Consider the following 16,822-nt stretch of genomic DNA (forward strand, 5'->3'; position numbering starts at 1 on the left):
AGTCGCGGCACCCGAAGATCTCCAGAGCGTGGCCGGGTGAGTATCACAGGCGGAGACGTGGTCGTCGCGGGCCGACCGGTCCGCCCCACCTCGTGCGCGCGGGACGCGATTACGAGGAAGGCACGAACCTGAGCAAGATCACTGTCGAACAGGAACCCGGGGTAGCGGAGACGCTGTTGACCGCCGAACTGGACGCAACACATACCGCACCGACATTTGCCGAATTGGGCGTTCGCGACGAAATCGTGCGCGCGCTGAACGAGATCGGCATCGAACGTACTTTCGCAATTCAGGAACTCACCCTGCCGCTGGCGCTGGCCGGCGAAGATCTCATCGGCCAGGCCCGCACCGGCATGGGTAAGACCTTCGGCTTCGGCGTGCCGCTGCTGCACCGCATCGCCACCGCCGACACCGGCACCACGCCGCTCGACGGCACGCCGCGCGCGCTGATCATCGTGCCGACCCGCGAGCTGTGCATCCAGGTCACCTCCGACCTGGAGAACGCGGGCAAGTACCTGAAGAACCATCAGGGCTCGCTGAAGGTGGCCTCCATCTACGGTGGCCGTCCCTACGAGTCGCAGATCGCGGCGCTGCGCAACGGCGTGGACGTCGTCGTCGGCACCCCGGGCCGCCTGCTGGACCTGGCGAACCAGAACCACCTGATCCTGGGCAAGGTCGGCGTGCTGGTGCTGGACGAGGCCGACGAGATGCTCGACCTCGGCTTCCTGCCCGATATCGAGCGCATCCTGACCATGGTCCCGGACAAGCGCCAGACCATGCTGTTCTCGGCCACCATGCCGGGCCCGATCATCACCCTGGCCCGCACCTTCCTCAGCCGCCCGACGCACATCCGGGCCGAGGAAGCGCACGAGACGGCCATCCACGACCGCACCGCGCAGTTCGTCTACCGGGCGCACGCGCTGGACAAGAGCGAGCTGGTCGCCAAGATCCTGCAGGCCGAGGGCCGCGGCGCGACCATGATCTTCACCAGGACCAAGCGCACCGCGCAGAAGGTCGCCGACGATCTCGCCGAGCGCGGTTTCTCGGTCGGCGCCGTGCACGGCGACCTCGGTCAGATCGCCCGTGAGAAGGCGCTCAACAAGTTCCGCAAGGGCGGCATCGACGTGCTCGTCGCGACCGACGTCGCGGCCAGGGGCATCGACATCGATGACATCACCCACGTCATCAACTACCAGTGCCCCGAGGACGAGAAGACCTACGTGCACCGGATCGGGCGTACCGGCCGGGCCGGGCGCACCGGTATCGCGGTGACGCTGATCGACTGGGACGAACTGGGCCGCTGGGCCGGCATCGACAAGGCGCTCGGCCTGGGTATGGCGGAGCCGGTGGAGACCTACTCGCGTTCGCCGCACCTGTTCGCCGAACTCGGCATCCCCGAGGGCGTGACCGGCACCATCCGCAAGGCCAAGCCGGCCGAGCGGGACGAGGACGCGGTCGTGGTGGAGCGCCCGGCGCGGGCCCCGCGCACGCGCAACCGCAAGCGCACCGTGCGCGGCAGGCCGATCGACGAGACCGAGACGAACACCAACGGCACCGCGACCAACGGCACCGAGGACTCGGCACCGCACGACGCGCCGCCGAGCGACGACGCGTCCACCGACGAGAACGGCGACCAGCCCGCCCGTCGTCGGCGCCGTCGCCGCAAGCCCGCGGGCGAGGCCGACAACGGTGGCGAAACCGCTACCGCCGACGCCTCGGCCGACCCCGAGAACGGTGACGCGGAGTCCGGTGACCAGCCCGCGCGCCGCAGGCGTCGCCGCCGCAAGCCGGCCGGCGAGAATGGCACCGAAGACAGCGCCAGCACGGTAGAGCCCGCCACGGCTTCGGTCTGACCGGCCGGATCCGCTACTCTCGCAACCGTGCTCGCACCCGAGCGGCGAACGCGCGCCGACGTCATCTCCGCTGCCGCGATCGCCGCACTCGTGGTGATCGCGGCGGTGGCGGTGTGGGTGCGCGGCGATGCGAGCGGCACCGAGTCGGTGACCGCGAGCTCGCCCGTGCCGACCCCGGTGGCCGCCGACCAACTCCCGACCTCGCTGCGTGAACTGTGGCATGCCCCGAACGCCGCGAGCGCTCGGGCGCTGACTGCGGGTGGTGTCGTCGTCACCGGTGACGAAGGCACGGTCACCGGTCACGACCCGCTGACCGGCAAGGACCTGTGGTACTACCGGCGCGACATGCCGCTCTGCGGGATCGAGAGCCAGTTCAGCACCGTGGTCGCGGTGTATCTGGACGAGCGCGGCTGTAGTCAGGCCACGCTGCTGACCGGCGACAGCGGTGCCAGGCGCACCGCGCGCAGCAGCTACATGGATCCGTCCGTGCGGCTCTCCGTCGACGGCACCTATGTGCTCGCCCAGGGGCCGGAGCGGCTGGAGATGTGGCGCTCGGACCTGGTGCGCACCATCGAATACGGCTTCGTCGACGCGCCGGTCAACGTGAAAACCCAACCGCGCAAGGGCTGCACGCTGCTCTCGGCGGGCTCGAGTCCGTCCCGGCTCGGCGTACTGGAACGCTGCCCCGAGGACGCCGCCAACCGGCTGACCATGCTGAATCCCGCGCCGAAGGACAACACGGTGCCCGAGGAGTCCGGCTCGCACGTCTTGTCCGGCCCCGGCGCGGACTCCCCCGACGCGCGGGTACTCGCGGTGTCGGACAACAGGATCGTGCTCTACCTGCCCGGCACTCCGGCCGCCGCCGGGACGGCGGCGGCCGCACCACGGCTCGCCGTTTACGACGCGTCCGGTAATCCGATTGTGGTGCATCAGCTTTCGGCCCCGCTGAGTGATAAGACCGCGACCACCCGGATCGGTTCGGCCTACCTGGTTTTCACCGGCAACAGCGTAATCGCCTTGAACGGCAGCACTTTCGACCCGATCTGGACCGCGGCCGGCGCGCTCGGCTCCCCCAGCATGATGGCGGGCAGGCTGCTGATGCCGACCGCTGGTGCGATCGCCGCGCTCGATCCCGCGTCCGGCGCCGAGGTCGGCCGCATCCCGGTGGACCGCCCCGGCTACAGCGGCGCGCCCATCTCGCTAGCGGTGCTCGGCACGACGATCCTCGAGCAGCGCGGCACCGAGCTCTACGCCCTCGGCTGACCGGCGATAGACCGGCCGGACGACTCGGCGGCGCACCGGTGAACCATGATGGATCCATGTCCGTACTCGACGATGCCCGGCTGGTACTGCTCCGACACGGCGAGACCACCTGGTCCACCCAGCACCGCCACACCGGCCGCACCGACCTGCCGCTCACCGAGCGCGGCGAGACGCAGGCCCGGGCGGCGGGCCCGCTGCTGAGCGCGCTGAAGCTGCGCGATCCGCTGGTGTTCACCAGCCCGCGCCAACGGGCGCGGCAGACCGCGGAGCTCGCCGGACTGCCCACGAGCACGGTCGACGAGGACCTCGCGGAATGGGACTACGGCGACTACGAGGGCCTGACCACCCCGGAGATCCGGGAGAGCGCACCGGGCTGGACCATTTGGACCGGCGCCGTACCGGGCGGCGAGTCCGCGGACGCGGTGCAGGCCCGCGCCGATCGGGTGCTCGCCGCCGTGACGCCGCAACTGCCCGAGCGGGATATCGTGCTCGTGGGGCACGGACACTTCTCCCGGGCGTTGATCGCCCGCTGGGCCGAGTTCGACGTCAGGGAGGGTCGCCGGTTCGCCATGTCCACCGGCGCGCTGACCGTGCTCGGCCATGAACACGACGTGCGAACCATCTTGGCGCACAACCTGGTTCCCACCGCTGAGGGAGAAACACTGTGACTGTAGCGCTGCGTCGCGCCGTTCCCGCCGACGTACCCGGCTTGGTCGGCCTCATCCATGACCTGGCCGAGTACGAGCGGGCCAGCGACGAATGCACCGTCACCGCAACCCAACTCGACACCGCGCTGTTCGGCGCCGAGCCGAAGGTTTTCGCCCACGTGGTGGACGAAGACGGCGAGCTGGTCGGCTGCGCGATCTGGTTCCTCAACTTCTCCACCTGGAACGGCGTGCACGGCATCTATCTGGAGGACCTCTACGTCAAGCCGGAAACCCGCGGCAAGGGTTACGGCAAGGCACTGCTCGCCGCGCTGGCCAAGGAAGCCGTGGACAACGGCTACAGCAGGCTCGACTGGGCCGTGCTGACGTGGAACAAACCCTCCATCGATTTCTACGAATCCCTCGGTGCCGCAGCGCAGAACGAGTGGGTCGGCTACCGCCTCACGGGTGAGCCACTGGGCAAGCTGGCCAAGGAAGCGCGGTAGTTCACCGACGATGACGTGGCTCGAACATTTCGACGAGGACGCCTGGCCGAGCACCCCCGATGCGGCCATCGCGGTACAGGACGAATTGCGGCCGAAGGTCGAAACCACCCGGCAGGCCGGGGAATTCGGCACCATCGCCGGGCTCGACTCCGCCTACGCCGAGACCGGCGAGGTAGCCGCGGCCGTGGTGGTGTTGCGCGCGAACACCCTGGAAACCATCGAATCTGCTGTCGCACACGGCACTTCGAACTTCCCCTACCACCCCGGTTTGCTCGCGTTCCGCGAATTGCCCACGACCATGCGGGCATTGGCGCAACTCGACGCCGCACCGGACCTACTCGTCTGTGACGCACAAGGTTTGGCGCATCCCCGCCGCTTCGGCTTGGCCTGCCACCTGGGTGTGCTCACCGGCATACCGACGATCGGCGTCGCCAAGTCCGTCTGGGGCGACTACCGCGAACCGGGTCCCGAGCGCGGCGCCCGCACCGACATCACCATCGACGGCGAGGTCGTCGGCAGCGCCCTGCGCACCAGAACAGACGTGAAACCCGTCTTCGTCTCCGTCGGCCACCGCATCGACCTGGACACCGCCTGCGCCCAAGTGCTGGCCCTCACGCCCCGCTACCGGCTCCCCGAAACCACCAGGCGCGCCGACTCCCTGTGCCGCGCCGAGCTACGCGCCGCACTCGGCGCATAGCCCCACGCGACAATGCCACGGTCAGCTCGACGGATCAGATTTCTCCGGCTCGATGGCGTAGTCGGCGGCCATCCACCGCGTAGAGGCCGGAGCGAACAGCAACACCAGCGCGGCCACGACGACCACGCCGAGCAGCGTGCCCCATACCGGCTGGTGTGAGTCGGTCAGCAGCGACCAAGTGACCGGCAGCAGCAGCAGCTGGGCGATCACGGCGATCGCCCGCCCCCAGCGCTTGCCGAGCAGCAGTCCGATGCCCGCGGCGAGCACCGCGCCACCGAGGATGCCGAACCAGGCGGCGGTGCCGTACCCGCTGGCCGCGGTCTGGTCGTGGCCGAGCAGCCCGCGCACGATCAACACCAGCGCGACGATCACCGCGACCGCCCCCTCCAGCGTCACCAGTCCACCCGCGCCGCGCACCGTCCTCGGCACGCCACCGTCACCCTTGCGTTCAGCCACCCGGCAAGCCTACGACCCGTCGTAGTGGCCGTCCTCCCGACCGCTCCGGTTCAGCGGCTTTTCGGACCGGATCCGGCGACGATTAGGCTGCGGGTCGTGCGGACGCTGCTGATCGTGAATCCGAATGCCACCTCGACCACTCCGGCGACTCGGGATCTGCTGGCGCACGCGCTGGAGAGCCGCACGCAGTTGACCGTCGCGCACACCCAGCATCGCGGCCACGCCGCCGAATTGGCCCAGTGGGCCGCCACCAACGAGATGGACCTGATCGTCGTGCACGGCGGCGACGGGACGGTCAACGAGACCATCAACGGCTTCCTGCCGCTGCCCGAACTCAACGACGGGCAGGCCTGGCTGCCGCGGCTCGGGGTGATCCCCGGCGGCTCGGCGAACGTGTTCGCGCGGGCGCTCGGAATCTCGCCGGACCCGGTGACAGCAACCAACCAGCTCATCGATCTGCTCACGCTGGATCGGGACCGCAGGATCGGGCTCGGCCTGGCCGACGACCGGTGGTTCACCTTCAGCGCGGGCGTCGGCCTGGACGCCGATGTCTGCGAGGCGATCGACGCCAGCCGCGCCGACGGCAAGACGGCCACCCCGGCCCGCTACCTCCGGACAACCGTGCGGCAGTTCTTCCGGGCCCGGCGCAAGGAGCCGACCGTCCGGATCGAGGTCCCCGGGCACGAACCGGTCACCGACGTGCATTACGCCTTCGTAACGAACACAACCCCTTGGACCTACCTGAACACCACCCCGGTGCACACCAACCCGGGCACCAGGTTCGAAGACGGTCTCGGCGTGTTTGCCGTGCGTTCGATGTCTGTACTGCCTACACTGCTGCTTGCCAGACAGCTCTTGGCAGTCGACGGAAACCCCAAGTCTCGCAATTTGTTTCGCGAAGACAACGTTCCGTCCGTGCGTATCGAGACGAAGGAACCCATCGGTCTGCAAATCGATGGCGACTTTATCGGGAAGCGCAACGTGGTGGATTTCACGGCCGTGCCCGCCGTCTTGGATGTCGTGGCGCCGCGACCAGAGTGATGCAGGAAACGCACGAAAAACATCGTGGTAGTGCTGCGAAAACTGGGTAGAGCGAGTACAAAGGACCGGGCAGGTTCCCCTAGCGGGGGCCGTTAGAGCGTGAGCTTCCCCACGGTGCACCAGATACCTATTGACATCTACGGTGTTCGTGAAAGCATTCACAAGCAACCGTGCGGAAACATTCGAGTCGCACAAGTGAACGATCCACAAACCGTCGGCGCCATTTGCGGCGCCCAGCAAAGGAGCAGAGGAATGGACTGGCGCCACAAGGCCATCTGTCGCGACGAGGACCCCGAACTGTTTTTCCCGGTGGGTAACAGTGGTCCTGCGCTCGCGCAGATTGCCGATGCCAAGCTGGTCTGCGCTCGCTGCCCCGTAACCGCTGACTGCCTGTCCTGGGCCCTGAAGTCCGGACAGGATGCCGGCGTGTGGGGCGGTATGAGTGAAGACGAGCGCCGGGCGCTCAAGCGTCGTAACGCACGCACGCGCACCCGCACCGTCGTCTAGCAGACGATCGGATTTACCGGACCATTCAGCCCCGGTCCGGTGAACGCATTTAAGCCCGGCACCTTCGAGGTGCCGGGCTCTCTTGTGTCCCAACACATATAACGAAACGGCTATTACCGACCGGAGCGACGGCCCAGCGGAACACGAAGCACCGCATCGGTTCCGATATCCGCGCCGGGGTGCAGGCCGATGGAACCGCCGAGTTCGGCGGTCACCAGGGTGCGCACGATTTGCAGGCCGAGGCGGTCGGAGGATTCCAGGCTGAATCCGCTGGGCAGGCCGCGGCCGTCGTCGCTGATGATCACGTCGAGCCAGCGCGCGGAACGCTCGGAACGGATTGTCACCGTGCCGTCTTCGCCCGAATCGAAGGCGTGCTCGATCGCGTTCTGCACCAGTTCGGTGAGCACCATCACCAGCGGGGTCGCGCGTTCGGCGGAGAAGACGCCGAGCGAACCCGCGCGGCGCACCTTGATCCGCGCGGTGTGCACGGTGGCCACGTCGGCCATGATCGGTAACAGCCGGTCGACGACCTCGTCCAGGTCGACCTCTTCGTCCACCGACATGGACAGCATCTCGTGCACCGACGCGATCGAGGTGACCCGGCGCACCGACTCGGTGAGCGCGACCTGCGCCTCCTCGTTCTCGGTGCGCCGCGCCTGTAACCGCAGCAGCGCGGCGACGGTCTGCAGATTGTTCTTCACCCGGTGGTGGATCTCCCGGATGGTGGCGTCCTTGCTGAGCAGCGCCCGATCGCGGCGTTTGACCTCGGTGACATCGCGCACCAGCACCGCGGCGCCGGCCAATTCGCCGTGCGGACGCAGCACCAGGGTGCGCAGCAGCACGGTCGCGCCGCGCGCCTCCACCTCCATCCGGCGGCCGGTGCGCCCGGCCAGCGCGGCCTGGATGTCGCCGACCACCTCCTGGGCGTCGAACGGATCGGTGATCAGCGAGCGGGTGAGCACCGCCAGATCCTGGCCCGCGAGATCGGCCTGCAAGCCCATCCGGTGATAGGCGGACAGGGCGTTCGGGCTGGCGTAGACGACGATGCCCTCGGTGTCGAGCCGGATGAAACCGTCACCGGCGCGCGGGCTGGAGTGGGTGGCCGCGCGGTCCTCGGTGGTCGGGAAGGTACCGTCGGCGATCATCTGGCACAGGTCGTCGGCGCAAGCGACATAAGCGATTTCGAGTGTGCTGCGCACCCGCGAGCGCTGCACGTCGGTGTCGCGGCTGAGCACCGCGATGACATCGTCGCCGCAGCGGACCGGGATGGCCTCGCGGATCGCGTGCACCGGAGTGGGGTGATAGACGCCCGCGGTCTCCACGTCCCGATCGGCGCGGACGATCTTGCCCGACATCAACGCCTCGAACACCTGCGGATGATCGGCCTGCAGGGCCAGGGTGCCGACCAGGTCCTCGTGGTGCACGGTGGACGCGGTGGTCGGGCGGCACTGCGCGACACACACGATGTCGGCGCCCGCCGCGATCGGTCCCGCACCGACCCACAGCTGCAGATCGGCGAAGGACAGATCGGCAAGCAGCTGCCAATCGCCCACCACCCGCTGCAGGTGATCCACGGCGACGCCGGGTAAGTCGGTGTGTTCGGCTAATAGCTCGCTCAGCGTCGCCATGAAGATCTACCGCTAACGTTTTCTAGGAGATGACGGCGATTAGGTGACCGGCTTTGATGGCGTCGCCCTCTTTGACGCCGATCGAGGTGACGGTGCCGCCGACCTCGGCCAGCACCGGGATCTCCATCTTCATCGACTCGAGGATCACCAAGGTGTCGCCCTCCTTGACCACGTCCCCCTCGTTCACCACGACCTGGTAGACGACGGACACCAGCTCGGCGAGCACTTCCTCGGCCATGACACCCCATTCACTCGGTTGGTTCACGCGGCTCGCCCGGCGGGTTCGAGCAGCCGAGCCGTGCGGCCTGTATCCGCTGCAGGTATAGCCAACCACACGTGAAAGAATGGCCTTCAATCAGAAGGGAGACTACTCATGGGTAAGCGCGGACGTAAGAAGCGTAGTCGCAAGGGCAACGCAGCCAACCACGGCAAGCGGCCAAACGCCTGAGCGAGAGCTCGGCCGAAAAACGCAGAGCGGCACGCACTTCCGTAAGGAAGGCGTGCCGCTCAGTTTTGCGTAGGACCTAGGAGTCGGAGGTCTCGATCGTGGATTCCACCTGGGTGATCGTGACCGTCTTGCGGATCTCGAAGGTCAGCCGATCGCGCAGGGCGTCCGGTGCGCGGTCGCCACCGCATTTACGGCTCAGCAGACCCTTGATCTTCTCCTCGATGCCGTAGGCCTCGATGCAGGGTGAGCAATGGTCCATGTGGTGCTGCAACCGGGCACGGGTCTCGTCGTTGCACTCGCCGTCCAGCATCAACCAAATGTCGGTGAGCACAGCGGTGCAGTCCAGATCCATATCCGGATCCCGCTCGGCGTTCACTGCTTGACCTCCTGGCGTTCCCCCGAACGGTTGAATCCACGTTCGCGCGCCACATCGGCGAGCAAACCCTTGAGCTGCTTGCGGCCGCGGTGCAGCCGGGACATCACGGTACCGATGGGGGTGCCCATGATGTCGGCGATTTCCTTGTACGGGAAGCCCTCGACATCGGCGTAGTACACGGCCATCCGGAATTCCTCCGGCAGCTCCTGTAGCGCGGCCTTGATGTCGTCGTCGGGAAGTGCGTCCAGGGCCTCGACCTCGGCCGAGCGCAGACCCTGCGAGGTGTGCTCGGCGGTAGCCGCGAGCTGCCAGTCGGTGATCTCGTCGGTCGGGTACTGCGCGGGCTGGCGCTGCTTCTTGCGGTAGGAGTTGATGTAGGTGTTGGTCAGGATCCGGTACAGCCAGGCACGCAGATTGGTGCCTTCCTTGAAGGACTTGAAACCCTGGAACGCCTTGACGTAGGTCTCCTGCACCAAGTCTTCGGCGTCGGCCGGATTCCTGGTCATCCGCAGCGCGGCACCGTAGAGCTGGTCGAGCAGCGGGAGCGCGTCGCGCTCGAACCGCTGGACCAGCTCGGTTTCGTCGACCGCGGCACCGACACCGTCGGTCACCACGTCAGTGTCAGATTCGCGGCCCTCGCGGGTCCCTGCGTGGTTACGCTGCGCTGCCTCCTCCGGGCCCGTCGCTCGCGCCACATGGTCGCTCGTCACACCTGTCCCTTCGATCGCCGTACCTGCCAAATCTACCGGCACTGGCAATTCGAAGGGGAATCCGGCTTCCGTCAGCGACGCCGTCGTCCCTCTCGGACGTTCGTCGAGCAGCAGGGGCACCGACATCTCCTTCACGTCGTTCACGGGGCTGATCAGTCGCGGGGCCGGGGGTTTCGTCCCGGCCGTGCGCTGTGTATTCGCTTCCAACATGCGGGACACGTCCTGTGTTCCCGCAGCGAAACGCCGGCCTCGCAAAATCCATTGCGGTCCGGGCGGGTCTGCTCGTTAAGGTGTCCGCCATGGCAGGAGCCTCGACCCCGGCGATCCGGACCCTGACGCAGGCCAAGGTTGCCCATCGGGTGCACGCCTACAAGCACGACCCGCGCGCCGACTCCTACGGCACCGAAGCGGTGGACGCGCTGGCCGGCGAACTCGGGGTGACGGCGGCGCAGGTCTTCAAGACACTGGTGCTCGAACTGGCCAACGGCTCGCTCGCCGTGGCCGTGCTTCCGGTGCCGAATACGTTGTCGCTCAAGGCCGCTGCGGCCGCGTTGGGGGTGTCGAAGGCGGCCATGGCCGACAAGGTGAAGGCCGAACGCACCACCGGATATGTGCTCGGCGGCATCTCCCCGCTGGGCCAGCGCAAGCCGTTGCCGACCGTGGTGGACGAGTCCGCGCTGTCCTGGGATCGCATCCTGTGCAGCGCCGGGCGGCGCGGGCTGGAGATCGAGCTGGCGCCCGCCGACCTGATCCGGCTGACCTCGGCGGTGACCGCCACAGTGAGGACGGTGTAATCCACTCGATTCGACACAATCTGTGCGTCAATGGACGGGCCAGATTCGTCCGACTCGAGGATGTGATGCGAAATGCCCGCGCACCAGCGTGTACGCACCGTGATCGTCGCCCTGCTCGGAACTCTCGCCCTGACCCTCGGCGCGGTGGCGCTGCAAGCCCCGACGGCCACCGCCGCACCGCCGACGGCGGCCCAGATCGACTTCCCCTTCGACGGCCTCGGAAAGGACGACGCCCCGAGCACGCCGAACGCCCCCAAGTCCGACGACAAGACGGGCAAGGCCGAGAAGCTCGGCGGCACGGTGACCAGCAAGGTGATCGACCTGGTCACCGGCATCGTCAAATGCGGCCTGAATATCGCCAGCCCCGCCGTGAAGTGCTCGATCTGATCCGCTGATCGGAGGCCGGGCGGTCAGAGCATGCTGATCTGCCCGGCTTCTTCCTGCTCGCTCACCTGCGCGAGCAACTCGGGGCCATTGTTCTTCACGCTGTTGACCAGCGAGGGCACCGGTCGCGCCACGATGCCCGCGATCACGTCTTCGCTGGGCGTCTCCAGCAGGCTCGACGGCGCGGGGTGGTCCGGGTCGAGCCAGGCGTCCCAGTGCTCCCTCGGCATCGGCAGCGGCATCCGGTCGTGGATGCGGGTCAGGTCGCCGACCGCGTCGGTGGTCAGGATGGTGCAGGACAGCAGCGGCTCGCTGTCGGGCAGCGACTTGTCCCGCCACACCGACCACAGCCCGGCCATATACAGCCGGGAACCGTCCTCCTGGGCCATGAAGAAGGGCTTCTTGGCCACCTTGCCCTTGGCCGCCGGGTCCGGCTCGACCACCCACTCGTACCAGCCGTCCATCGGCACCAGACAGCGCCGGTACTTCACCGCGTCCCGGAACGACGGCGTGGTCGCGGCCTTGTCGGCGCGGGCATTGAACAGCGGCTTGCCCTTCACCGGCACCCCCGGCTCGGCGACCTTGGTCCACACCGGGATCAGGCCCCAGCGCATCCGCCGCAGCCGCAACTTGGGCTCATCGTCTTTGTGGCCGTGCTCGTGCCGCTCCACCACGGTGAGGATCTGGGTGGTCGGCGCGACGTTGTAATTGGTGAAATTCCCCGAGCCCGGCGTGCTTTCGGTTTCGTCGATCGCATCCAGCTCGACCGCGAGCCGGCCGGGGTCTGTCGTGGTCGCATATCGTCCGCACATATCTCGATACTTCCACCTCCCACCGACACTCTCATGGACAATTGATCCATAGCTGGTGACCAGTTGAGAGTTTTGACCTAACATTCTCTCAGAGGATGGGTGGTCGCTGTGCCCGTCCGCTGACGCATGCGCGCCCCGACCGGCCACCGCCAGGAGCAACCGGGATCGACGTCGTCCCGAGCAATCACCGGCAAGAGGAGAGACTCACCGTGACTTCCACCGACATCAAACCGGCCGACAACGATACGGCGCTCACGTCGGTCAACCCGGCGACGGGCGAGGTCATCGGCACCTACCCGATCGCGGACGAGGACGCGGTGCGCGCGGCCGTCGCGAAGGCCCGCACGGCCGCCGCCACCTGGGGCGCGTTGAGCTACGACGAGCGCAAGACGCACCTGCTGCGCTGGTCGAGCCGGCTGGTCGCCGATTCCGACGAGTTCTGCCAGCTGATCCACGCCGAGAACGGCAAGCCGCTCGACGACGCCTTCCTGGAGCTGATGCTCGCGCTCGAGCACATCGCCTGGGCGGCCAAGAACGCCAAGAAGGTGCTGGCGCCCAAGAAGGTCTCCCCCGGCGCGTTCATGGCGAACTTCGCCGCCAGGGTCGAGCAGCGCCCACTCGGCGTGGTCGGCGTGATCGGCCCGTGGAACTACCCGGTCTACACCCCTAACGGCTCGATCGGCTACGCGCTCGCCGCGGGCAACACCGTGGTGTTCAAGCCGAGTGAGTACTCCACCGGCATCGGCAACTTCCTGGCCGAGGCGTTCGCCAAGGCCAACCCCGACCTGCCCGAGGGCGTGTTCAGCACGATCAACGGCTACGGCGCCACCGGCGCGGCCCTGGTCAAGTCGGGCGTCGACAAGCTCGCGTTCACCGGCTCCACCGCGACCGGCAAGCGGATCATGGCCGCCGCCGCCGAGAATCTCACCCCGGTGCTGCTCGAATGCGGCGGTAAGGACGCGGTGATCGTCGCGGGTGACGCGGACGTGAAGGCCGCCGCCGACGCGGTCGCCTGGGGCGCCACCGCCAACAGCGGCCAGACCTGCGCGGGCGTGGAGCGGGTGTACGTCGACCGGTCGGTGCGCGACGAGTTCGTCGCCGAGGTGAAGAAGATCCTGGAGAAGGTCGGCCCCGGCTCGGGCGCCGACGCCTCCTACGGCCCGATGACCATGCCGAGCCAGGTCGACATCGTGCGCCGCCACATCGAGTCCGCGCTGAAGAACGGCGGCACCGCCGTGCTCGGCGGCCCGGAATCGGTGAAGGCGCCGTTCATCGAGCCGGTGGTGCTGGTCGACGTGGACGAGAAATCCGAAGCGGTGCAGGAGGAAACCTTCGGCCCGACGGTCACCATCCGCACCGTGGACGGCGTGGACGAGGCGGTCGAGCTGGCCAACAGCTCCAAGTACGGGCTGTCCTCGGCGGTGTACTCGAAGAAGAACGGCCTGGAGATCGCGCGCAGGCTGCACGTCGGGGCCACCTCGGTGAACTCGGTGCTCGCCTTCGCCGCCATCCCCGGCCTGCCGTTCGGCGGCGTCGGCGATTCCGGTATCGGTCGCATCCACGGCGAGCCCGGCCTGCGCGAATTCGCCCGCCCGCACTCGATCGCGGTGCAGCGCTTCGCGATTCCCGGCATGGCGCTGCTCAGCTACTCGCGCACCCAGTCCACCATGAAGCTGCTGCGCAAGCTGGTTCCGTTCCTGCACGGTCGGCACAAGTAAGTACACCGCCCGCGTGTCCGGCCGGATGATGGGCGAAGATGGACAGGTGAGTTTCTGGCCAGCGCCCCATGTCGATGTCCCTGTGCACGCGACCGTGACCCTGCCTGGATCGAAGTCGATCACGAACCGGGCATTGATCTTGGCTGCCCTGGCCGACGGACCGTCGACGCTGTCCGGCGCGCTGCGCAGCCGAGATACCAACCTGATGATCGCGGCCCTGTGCGCACTGGGCACCGGCATCGAGGGTGACGGTGACACGCTCACCGTCACCCCGGCCCCGTTGCGCGGCGGCACCGTCGACTGCGGGCTCGCGGGCACCGTGATGCGCTTCCTGCCGCCGGTGGCCACGCTCGCCGCGGGCGAGGTGGCCTTCGACGGTGACGCGCAGGCCAGGGTGCGCCCGCTCAGCACCATCCTGGACGCGCTGCGCGGTCTCGGCGCCGACATCGACGGCGATGCGCTGCCGTTCCGGGTGCACGGCAAGGGCGCGCTGCGCGGCGGCACGGTGACCATCGACGCCTCCGGGTCCTCCCAGTTCGTCTCCGGGCTGCTGCTGTCGGCGGCGCGGTTCGACGAGGGCCTGATCGTGCACCACGACGGCAAGGCCCTGCCGTCCATGCCGCACATCGAGATGACCGTGGAGATGCTGCGCCTGGCCGATGTCCAGGTGCAGGCGCCCGAGCACAGCCGCAAGGCGCAGACCTGGGAGGTTTCTCCCGGCCCCATCCGCGCGGTGGACTGGGACGTCGAGCCGGATCTGTCCAACGCGACCCCGTTCCTGGCGGCCGCCGCCGTCACCGGCGGCGAGGTGAAGATCCCGCACTGGCCGCGGCTGACCACCCAGCCCGGCGACGTGATCCGCGAGATCCTGGTGCGGATGGGCGCCGAGGCGCGGGTCTTCGACGGCGTGCTGACCGTGCAGGGCCCCGACCGCCTGGCCGGCATCGATATCGACCTGCACGACGTCGGCGAGCTGACCCCGACCGTCGCGGCCCTTGCGGCACTGGCAGATTCACCGTCGCACCTGCGCGGTATCGCACACCTGCGCGGCCACGAGACCGACCGGCTGGCCGCGCTGTCCACCGAGATCAACCGGCTCGGCGGCAAGGTCACCGAGACCGAGGACGGGCTCGAGATCGAGCCCGCCGAACTGCACGGCGGCCGTTGGCATTCCTACGCCGACCACCGAATGGCCACCGCCGGAGCGATTCTCGGGCTGCGGGTGCCCGGCATCGAGATCGAGGACATCGGCACCACGGCCAAGACGCTGCCGAATTTCGTTGCGCTGTGGGAGCGGATGCTCGATCCGACGCGCTCCGATCAGGAGGCGGCGCACTGAGGAAGCGCGAGTACGACGAATCCGACGTCCGGGTACGCCCGGGCAAGAGTTCGCGTCCCCGCACGAAAACCCGTCCGCAGCACAATGATGCGGAATCCGCGATGGTGGTCGCGGTGGATCGCGGCCGCTGGGGCTGTGTGCTCGGCGGCGACCCGAACCGGCACATCGTCGCCATGCGCGCCAGGGAACTGGGGCGCACCCCCATCGTGGTCGGCGATCGGGTCGACGTGGTCGGCGATATGTCCGGCCGGCCCGACTCGCTGGCCCGCATCGTGCGGGTGACCGACCGCCGAACGGTGTTGCGGCGCACCGCCGATGACACCGATCCGTTCGAGCGGATCGTGGTCGGCAATGCCGAACAGCTGTTCATGGTGGTCGCCCTCGCCGACCCGCCGCCGCGCACCGGCTTCGTCGAACGCTGCATGGTCGCCGCGTACGCAGGCGGGCTGCACCCGGTGCTGTGCCTGACCAAACACGATCTGGCCGCCGAGTCCGAATTCGCCGCCGCCTTCGAGGATCTCGACCTCACCATCGTCTACGGCGGGGTCGACGACCCGCTGGCGCCGGTGCTCGAGCTGCTCACCGGACGGCTCACCGCGTTCATCGGCCACTCCGGCGTCGGCAAGTCGACGCTGGTGAATCGCCTTGTGCCGGACGCGTATCGGGCCGTCGGCGAGGTGTCCGGCGTCGGCAAGGGCAAACACACCTCCACCCAGTCCGTCGCGCTGCCGCTGCCCGACGGCGGATGGGTCATCGACACTCCGGGCATCCGCTCGTTCGGCCTGGCCCACATCACCCCCGACGACGTGGTCGCCGCCTTCAGCGACCTCGCCGCCGCCATCGAGGACTGTCCCCGCGGCTGCACCCACCTCGGGCCGCCCGCCGACCCCGAGTGCGCACTGGACAAACTGCCCGGCAAGGAGCGCCGGGTGGCCGCCATCCGGCTGCTGCTCACCGCGCTGAACTCCAACGAGCACTGGCAGAACAACAGCGGACCACGGCCGATCGACTAGCTACCGCTCGCTCAGCTGCGCAGCGCTTCGCTGGATCGGTCCTGCCCGTCCGGCTGGCCGGGAGCGAACGGCCACTCCTCGAACCAGGTGCAGCGGCCCTCCCCGTCGAAGCGCAGGACCCATAGGTCGCGCCAGCGCGCCGGTTGACCGGGGTATTCGACCTCCGCCCGGACGACGGCGGTCAGTCCGTCCACGGCGACGACCTCGGGCTCCATCGAGAACGTCTCGTCCGGCCCGTCCCGCCCGGCTTCCCAGAACTTCGCCAGCGCGGGTAGCCCGGTGAGCGGTTCGGCCCACGGGGAGACTTGGTATCCGACTTCGGGGGCGAAGAGGTCGCCGAGCTTGTCCGTGCCCGGCGATCGCCAGGCCCGTTCATATTCGCTGACCCATGCCTCAACTGTGCTTCGGTCCACCCAGAAAAACGTACGCCTCTTCGACACCCGACGCGCGCATTCTGTCCCGCCTCTCCGGAAATTCAGGCCAGAGTCAGGTGTGACAGCGGTGAGGTTGGCGGCCGGCGGTAGTTCGGCGGGCACGTTCGCCCGTTCCCGGCGAGTTACGCATGTGCTCGCGAGATCAGTCGTCGCGCAGGGGCATCCCCGTGTCAAGTACGCCCGCCGGAGTGCACTGCTT

The 16,822-nt window shown here is 68.2% G+C and carries 20 protein-coding genes; 13 read left to right on the forward strand and 7 right to left on the reverse strand.

The annotated features are described in order from the left end of the window. Positions 1 to 92 precede the first annotated feature (92 nt). Genes NN4_RS11325 through NN4_RS11345 form a run of 5 tightly spaced genes read left to right on the forward strand, consistent with a single transcriptional unit; the run spans position 93 to position 4,963 of the window. On the forward strand, positions 93 to 1,853 hold the full coding sequence (locus NN4_RS11325; protein ID WP_147129877.1) for a DEAD/DEAH box helicase: 1,761 nt from the start codon (positions 93 to 95) through the stop codon (positions 1,851 to 1,853). 27 nt (positions 1,854 to 1,880) lie between these two features. Then, a complete protein-coding gene (locus NN4_RS11330) occupies positions 1,881 to 3,116 on the forward strand; it encodes an Rv3212 family protein (protein ID WP_147129878.1) in 1,236 nt (411 codons plus the stop codon). A gap of 56 nt (positions 3,117 to 3,172) precedes the next feature. Next, a complete protein-coding gene (locus NN4_RS11335) occupies positions 3,173 to 3,784 on the forward strand; it encodes an acid phosphatase (protein WP_147129879.1) in 612 nt (203 codons plus the stop codon). After that, positions 3,781 to 4,266: a GNAT family N-acetyltransferase gene (locus NN4_RS11340; protein ID WP_147129880.1), complete on the forward strand. Its 486-nt coding sequence runs from the start codon at positions 3,781 to 3,783 to the stop codon at positions 4,264 to 4,266. The genes NN4_RS11335 and NN4_RS11340 overlap by 4 nt, the downstream gene beginning before the upstream one ends. A gap of 10 nt (positions 4,267 to 4,276) precedes the next feature. After that, positions 4,277 to 4,963 (forward strand): endonuclease V, encoded by a 687-nt coding sequence (locus NN4_RS11345; RefSeq protein ID WP_147129881.1) that lies wholly within the window; start codon positions 4,277 to 4,279, stop codon positions 4,961 to 4,963. 21 nt (positions 4,964 to 4,984) lie between these two features. On the opposite strand, the gene NN4_RS11350 is transcribed toward NN4_RS11345, so the two are convergent. Next, the gene (locus NN4_RS11350) at positions 4,985 to 5,419 is read right to left on the reverse strand and encodes a hypothetical protein (RefSeq protein ID WP_234391228.1); all 435 of its coding nucleotides are present in this window, start codon (positions 5,417 to 5,419) and stop codon (positions 4,985 to 4,987) included. Between the two features lie 96 nt (positions 5,420 to 5,515). Between NN4_RS11350 and NN4_RS11355 the strand changes: the two genes are divergently transcribed. Beyond that, positions 5,516 to 6,460, forward strand: a complete 945-nt coding sequence (locus NN4_RS11355) for a diacylglycerol/lipid kinase family protein (RefSeq protein WP_107658972.1) — start codon at positions 5,516 to 5,518, stop codon at positions 6,458 to 6,460. A gap of 252 nt (positions 6,461 to 6,712) precedes the next feature. Next, a complete protein-coding gene (locus NN4_RS11360) occupies positions 6,713 to 6,967 on the forward strand; it encodes a WhiB family transcriptional regulator (protein WP_011211115.1) in 255 nt (84 codons plus the stop codon). 113 nt (positions 6,968 to 7,080) lie between these two features. Here NN4_RS11360 and NN4_RS11365 read toward each other — a convergent pair whose 3' ends face one another. Further along, positions 7,081 to 8,595, reverse strand: coding sequence for a sensor histidine kinase (locus NN4_RS11365; RefSeq protein WP_107658973.1), 1,515 nt, complete (start codon positions 8,593 to 8,595; stop codon positions 7,081 to 7,083). Positions 8,596 to 8,617: 22 nt separating this feature from the next. Then, positions 8,618 to 8,833 carry a biotin/lipoyl-binding carrier protein gene (locus NN4_RS11370; protein ID WP_107658974.1) on the reverse strand — a complete coding sequence of 72 codons (216 nt, stop codon included), beginning with the start codon at positions 8,831 to 8,833 and terminating at the stop codon, positions 8,618 to 8,620. A 135-nt stretch (positions 8,834 to 8,968) separates the two neighbouring features. On the opposite strand from NN4_RS11370, the gene NN4_RS46885 reads away from it, so the two are divergent. Then, positions 8,969 to 9,043, forward strand: a complete 75-nt coding sequence (locus NN4_RS46885; RefSeq protein ID WP_022597109.1) for a 50S ribosomal protein bL37 — start codon at positions 8,969 to 8,971, stop codon at positions 9,041 to 9,043. 76 nt (positions 9,044 to 9,119) lie between these two features. Here NN4_RS46885 and rsrA read toward each other — a convergent pair whose 3' ends face one another. Then, positions 9,120 to 9,395: a mycothiol system anti-sigma-R factor gene (gene rsrA / locus NN4_RS11380; protein WP_107660878.1), complete on the reverse strand. Its 276-nt coding sequence runs from the start codon at positions 9,393 to 9,395 to the stop codon at positions 9,120 to 9,122. Between the two features lie 20 nt (positions 9,396 to 9,415). Continuing rightward, positions 9,416 to 10,255, reverse strand: coding sequence for a sigma-70 family RNA polymerase sigma factor (locus tag NN4_RS11385; protein ID WP_371865645.1), 840 nt, complete (start codon positions 10,253 to 10,255; stop codon positions 9,416 to 9,418). A 173-nt stretch (positions 10,256 to 10,428) separates the two neighbouring features. Between NN4_RS11385 and ybaK the strand changes: the two genes are divergently transcribed. Beyond that, positions 10,429 to 10,923 carry a Cys-tRNA(Pro) deacylase gene (ybaK, locus tag NN4_RS11390; RefSeq protein ID WP_147129883.1) on the forward strand — a complete coding sequence of 165 codons (495 nt, stop codon included), beginning with the start codon at positions 10,429 to 10,431 and terminating at the stop codon, positions 10,921 to 10,923. Positions 10,924 to 10,995: 72 nt separating this feature from the next. Beyond that, on the forward strand, positions 10,996 to 11,310 hold the full coding sequence (locus NN4_RS11395; protein WP_147129884.1) for a hypothetical protein: 315 nt from the start codon (positions 10,996 to 10,998) through the stop codon (positions 11,308 to 11,310). A gap of 23 nt (positions 11,311 to 11,333) precedes the next feature. On the opposite strand, the gene NN4_RS11400 is transcribed toward NN4_RS11395, so the two are convergent. Next, a complete protein-coding gene (locus NN4_RS11400) occupies positions 11,334 to 12,119 on the reverse strand; it encodes an SOS response-associated peptidase (RefSeq protein WP_147129885.1) in 786 nt (261 codons plus the stop codon). 209 nt (positions 12,120 to 12,328) lie between these two features. Between NN4_RS11400 and NN4_RS11405 the strand changes: the two genes are divergently transcribed. Genes NN4_RS11405 through rsgA form a run of 3 tightly spaced genes read left to right on the forward strand, consistent with a single transcriptional unit; the run spans position 12,329 to position 16,189 of the window. Continuing rightward, positions 12,329 to 13,837, forward strand: a complete 1,509-nt coding sequence (locus NN4_RS11405; protein ID WP_147129886.1) for an aldehyde dehydrogenase family protein — start codon at positions 12,329 to 12,331, stop codon at positions 13,835 to 13,837. Between the two features lie 28 nt (positions 13,838 to 13,865). Continuing rightward, positions 13,866 to 15,176 (forward strand): 3-phosphoshikimate 1-carboxyvinyltransferase, encoded by a 1,311-nt coding sequence (aroA, locus tag NN4_RS11410; protein ID WP_147129913.1) that lies wholly within the window; start codon positions 13,866 to 13,868, stop codon positions 15,174 to 15,176. Further along, a complete protein-coding gene (gene rsgA / locus NN4_RS11415) occupies positions 15,173 to 16,189 on the forward strand; it encodes a ribosome small subunit-dependent GTPase A (RefSeq protein ID WP_147129912.1) in 1,017 nt (338 codons plus the stop codon). Before aroA ends, rsgA begins: the two co-directional genes overlap by 4 nt. Positions 16,190 to 16,200: 11 nt before the next feature. On the opposite strand, the gene NN4_RS11420 is transcribed toward rsgA, so the two are convergent. Further along, positions 16,201 to 16,602: a nuclear transport factor 2 family protein gene (locus tag NN4_RS11420; protein WP_135233015.1), complete on the reverse strand. Its 402-nt coding sequence runs from the start codon at positions 16,600 to 16,602 to the stop codon at positions 16,201 to 16,203. Positions 16,603 to 16,822: the final 220 nt, after the last annotated feature.

Source organism: Nocardia ninae NBRC 108245 (genome assembly GCF_007990755.1).
In the GTDB taxonomy this organism is placed as follows: Bacteria; Actinomycetota; Actinomycetes; order Mycobacteriales; family Mycobacteriaceae; genus Nocardia; species Nocardia ninae.

Bases quoted from the DNA above. Each gene is read 5' to 3' on its own strand.
- NN4_RS11335 (WP_147129879.1), top strand. From the start codon at position 3,173: ATGTCCGTACTCGACGATGCCCGGCTGGTACTGCTCCGACACGGCGAG.
- NN4_RS11345 (WP_147129881.1), top strand. From the start codon at position 4,277: ATGACGTGGCTCGAACATTTCGACGAGGACGCCTGGCCGAGCACCCCC.
- NN4_RS11360 (WP_011211115.1), top strand. From the start codon at position 6,713: ATGGACTGGCGCCACAAGGCCATCTGTCGCGACGAGGACCCCGAACTG.
- NN4_RS11365 (WP_107658973.1), bottom strand. From the start codon at position 8,595: ATGGCGACGCTGAGCGAGCTATTAGCCGAACACACCGACTTACCCGGC.
- NN4_RS11370 (WP_107658974.1), bottom strand. From the start codon at position 8,833: ATGGCCGAGGAAGTGCTCGCCGAGCTGGTGTCCGTCGTCTACCAGGTC.
- rsrA (WP_107660878.1), bottom strand. From the start codon at position 9,395: ATGGATCTGGACTGCACCGCTGTGCTCACCGACATTTGGTTGATGCTG.
- NN4_RS11385 (WP_371865645.1), bottom strand. From the start codon at position 10,255: ATGTCGGTGCCCCTGCTGCTCGACGAACGTCCGAGAGGGACGACGGCG.
- ybaK (WP_147129883.1), top strand. From the start codon at position 10,429: ATGGCAGGAGCCTCGACCCCGGCGATCCGGACCCTGACGCAGGCCAAG.
- NN4_RS11395 (WP_147129884.1), top strand. From the start codon at position 10,996: ATGCCCGCGCACCAGCGTGTACGCACCGTGATCGTCGCCCTGCTCGGA.
- NN4_RS11400 (WP_147129885.1), bottom strand. From the start codon at position 12,119: ATGTGCGGACGATATGCGACCACGACAGACCCCGGCCGGCTCGCGGTC.
- aroA (WP_147129913.1), top strand. From the start codon at position 13,866: ATGGGCGAAGATGGACAGGTGAGTTTCTGGCCAGCGCCCCATGTCGAT.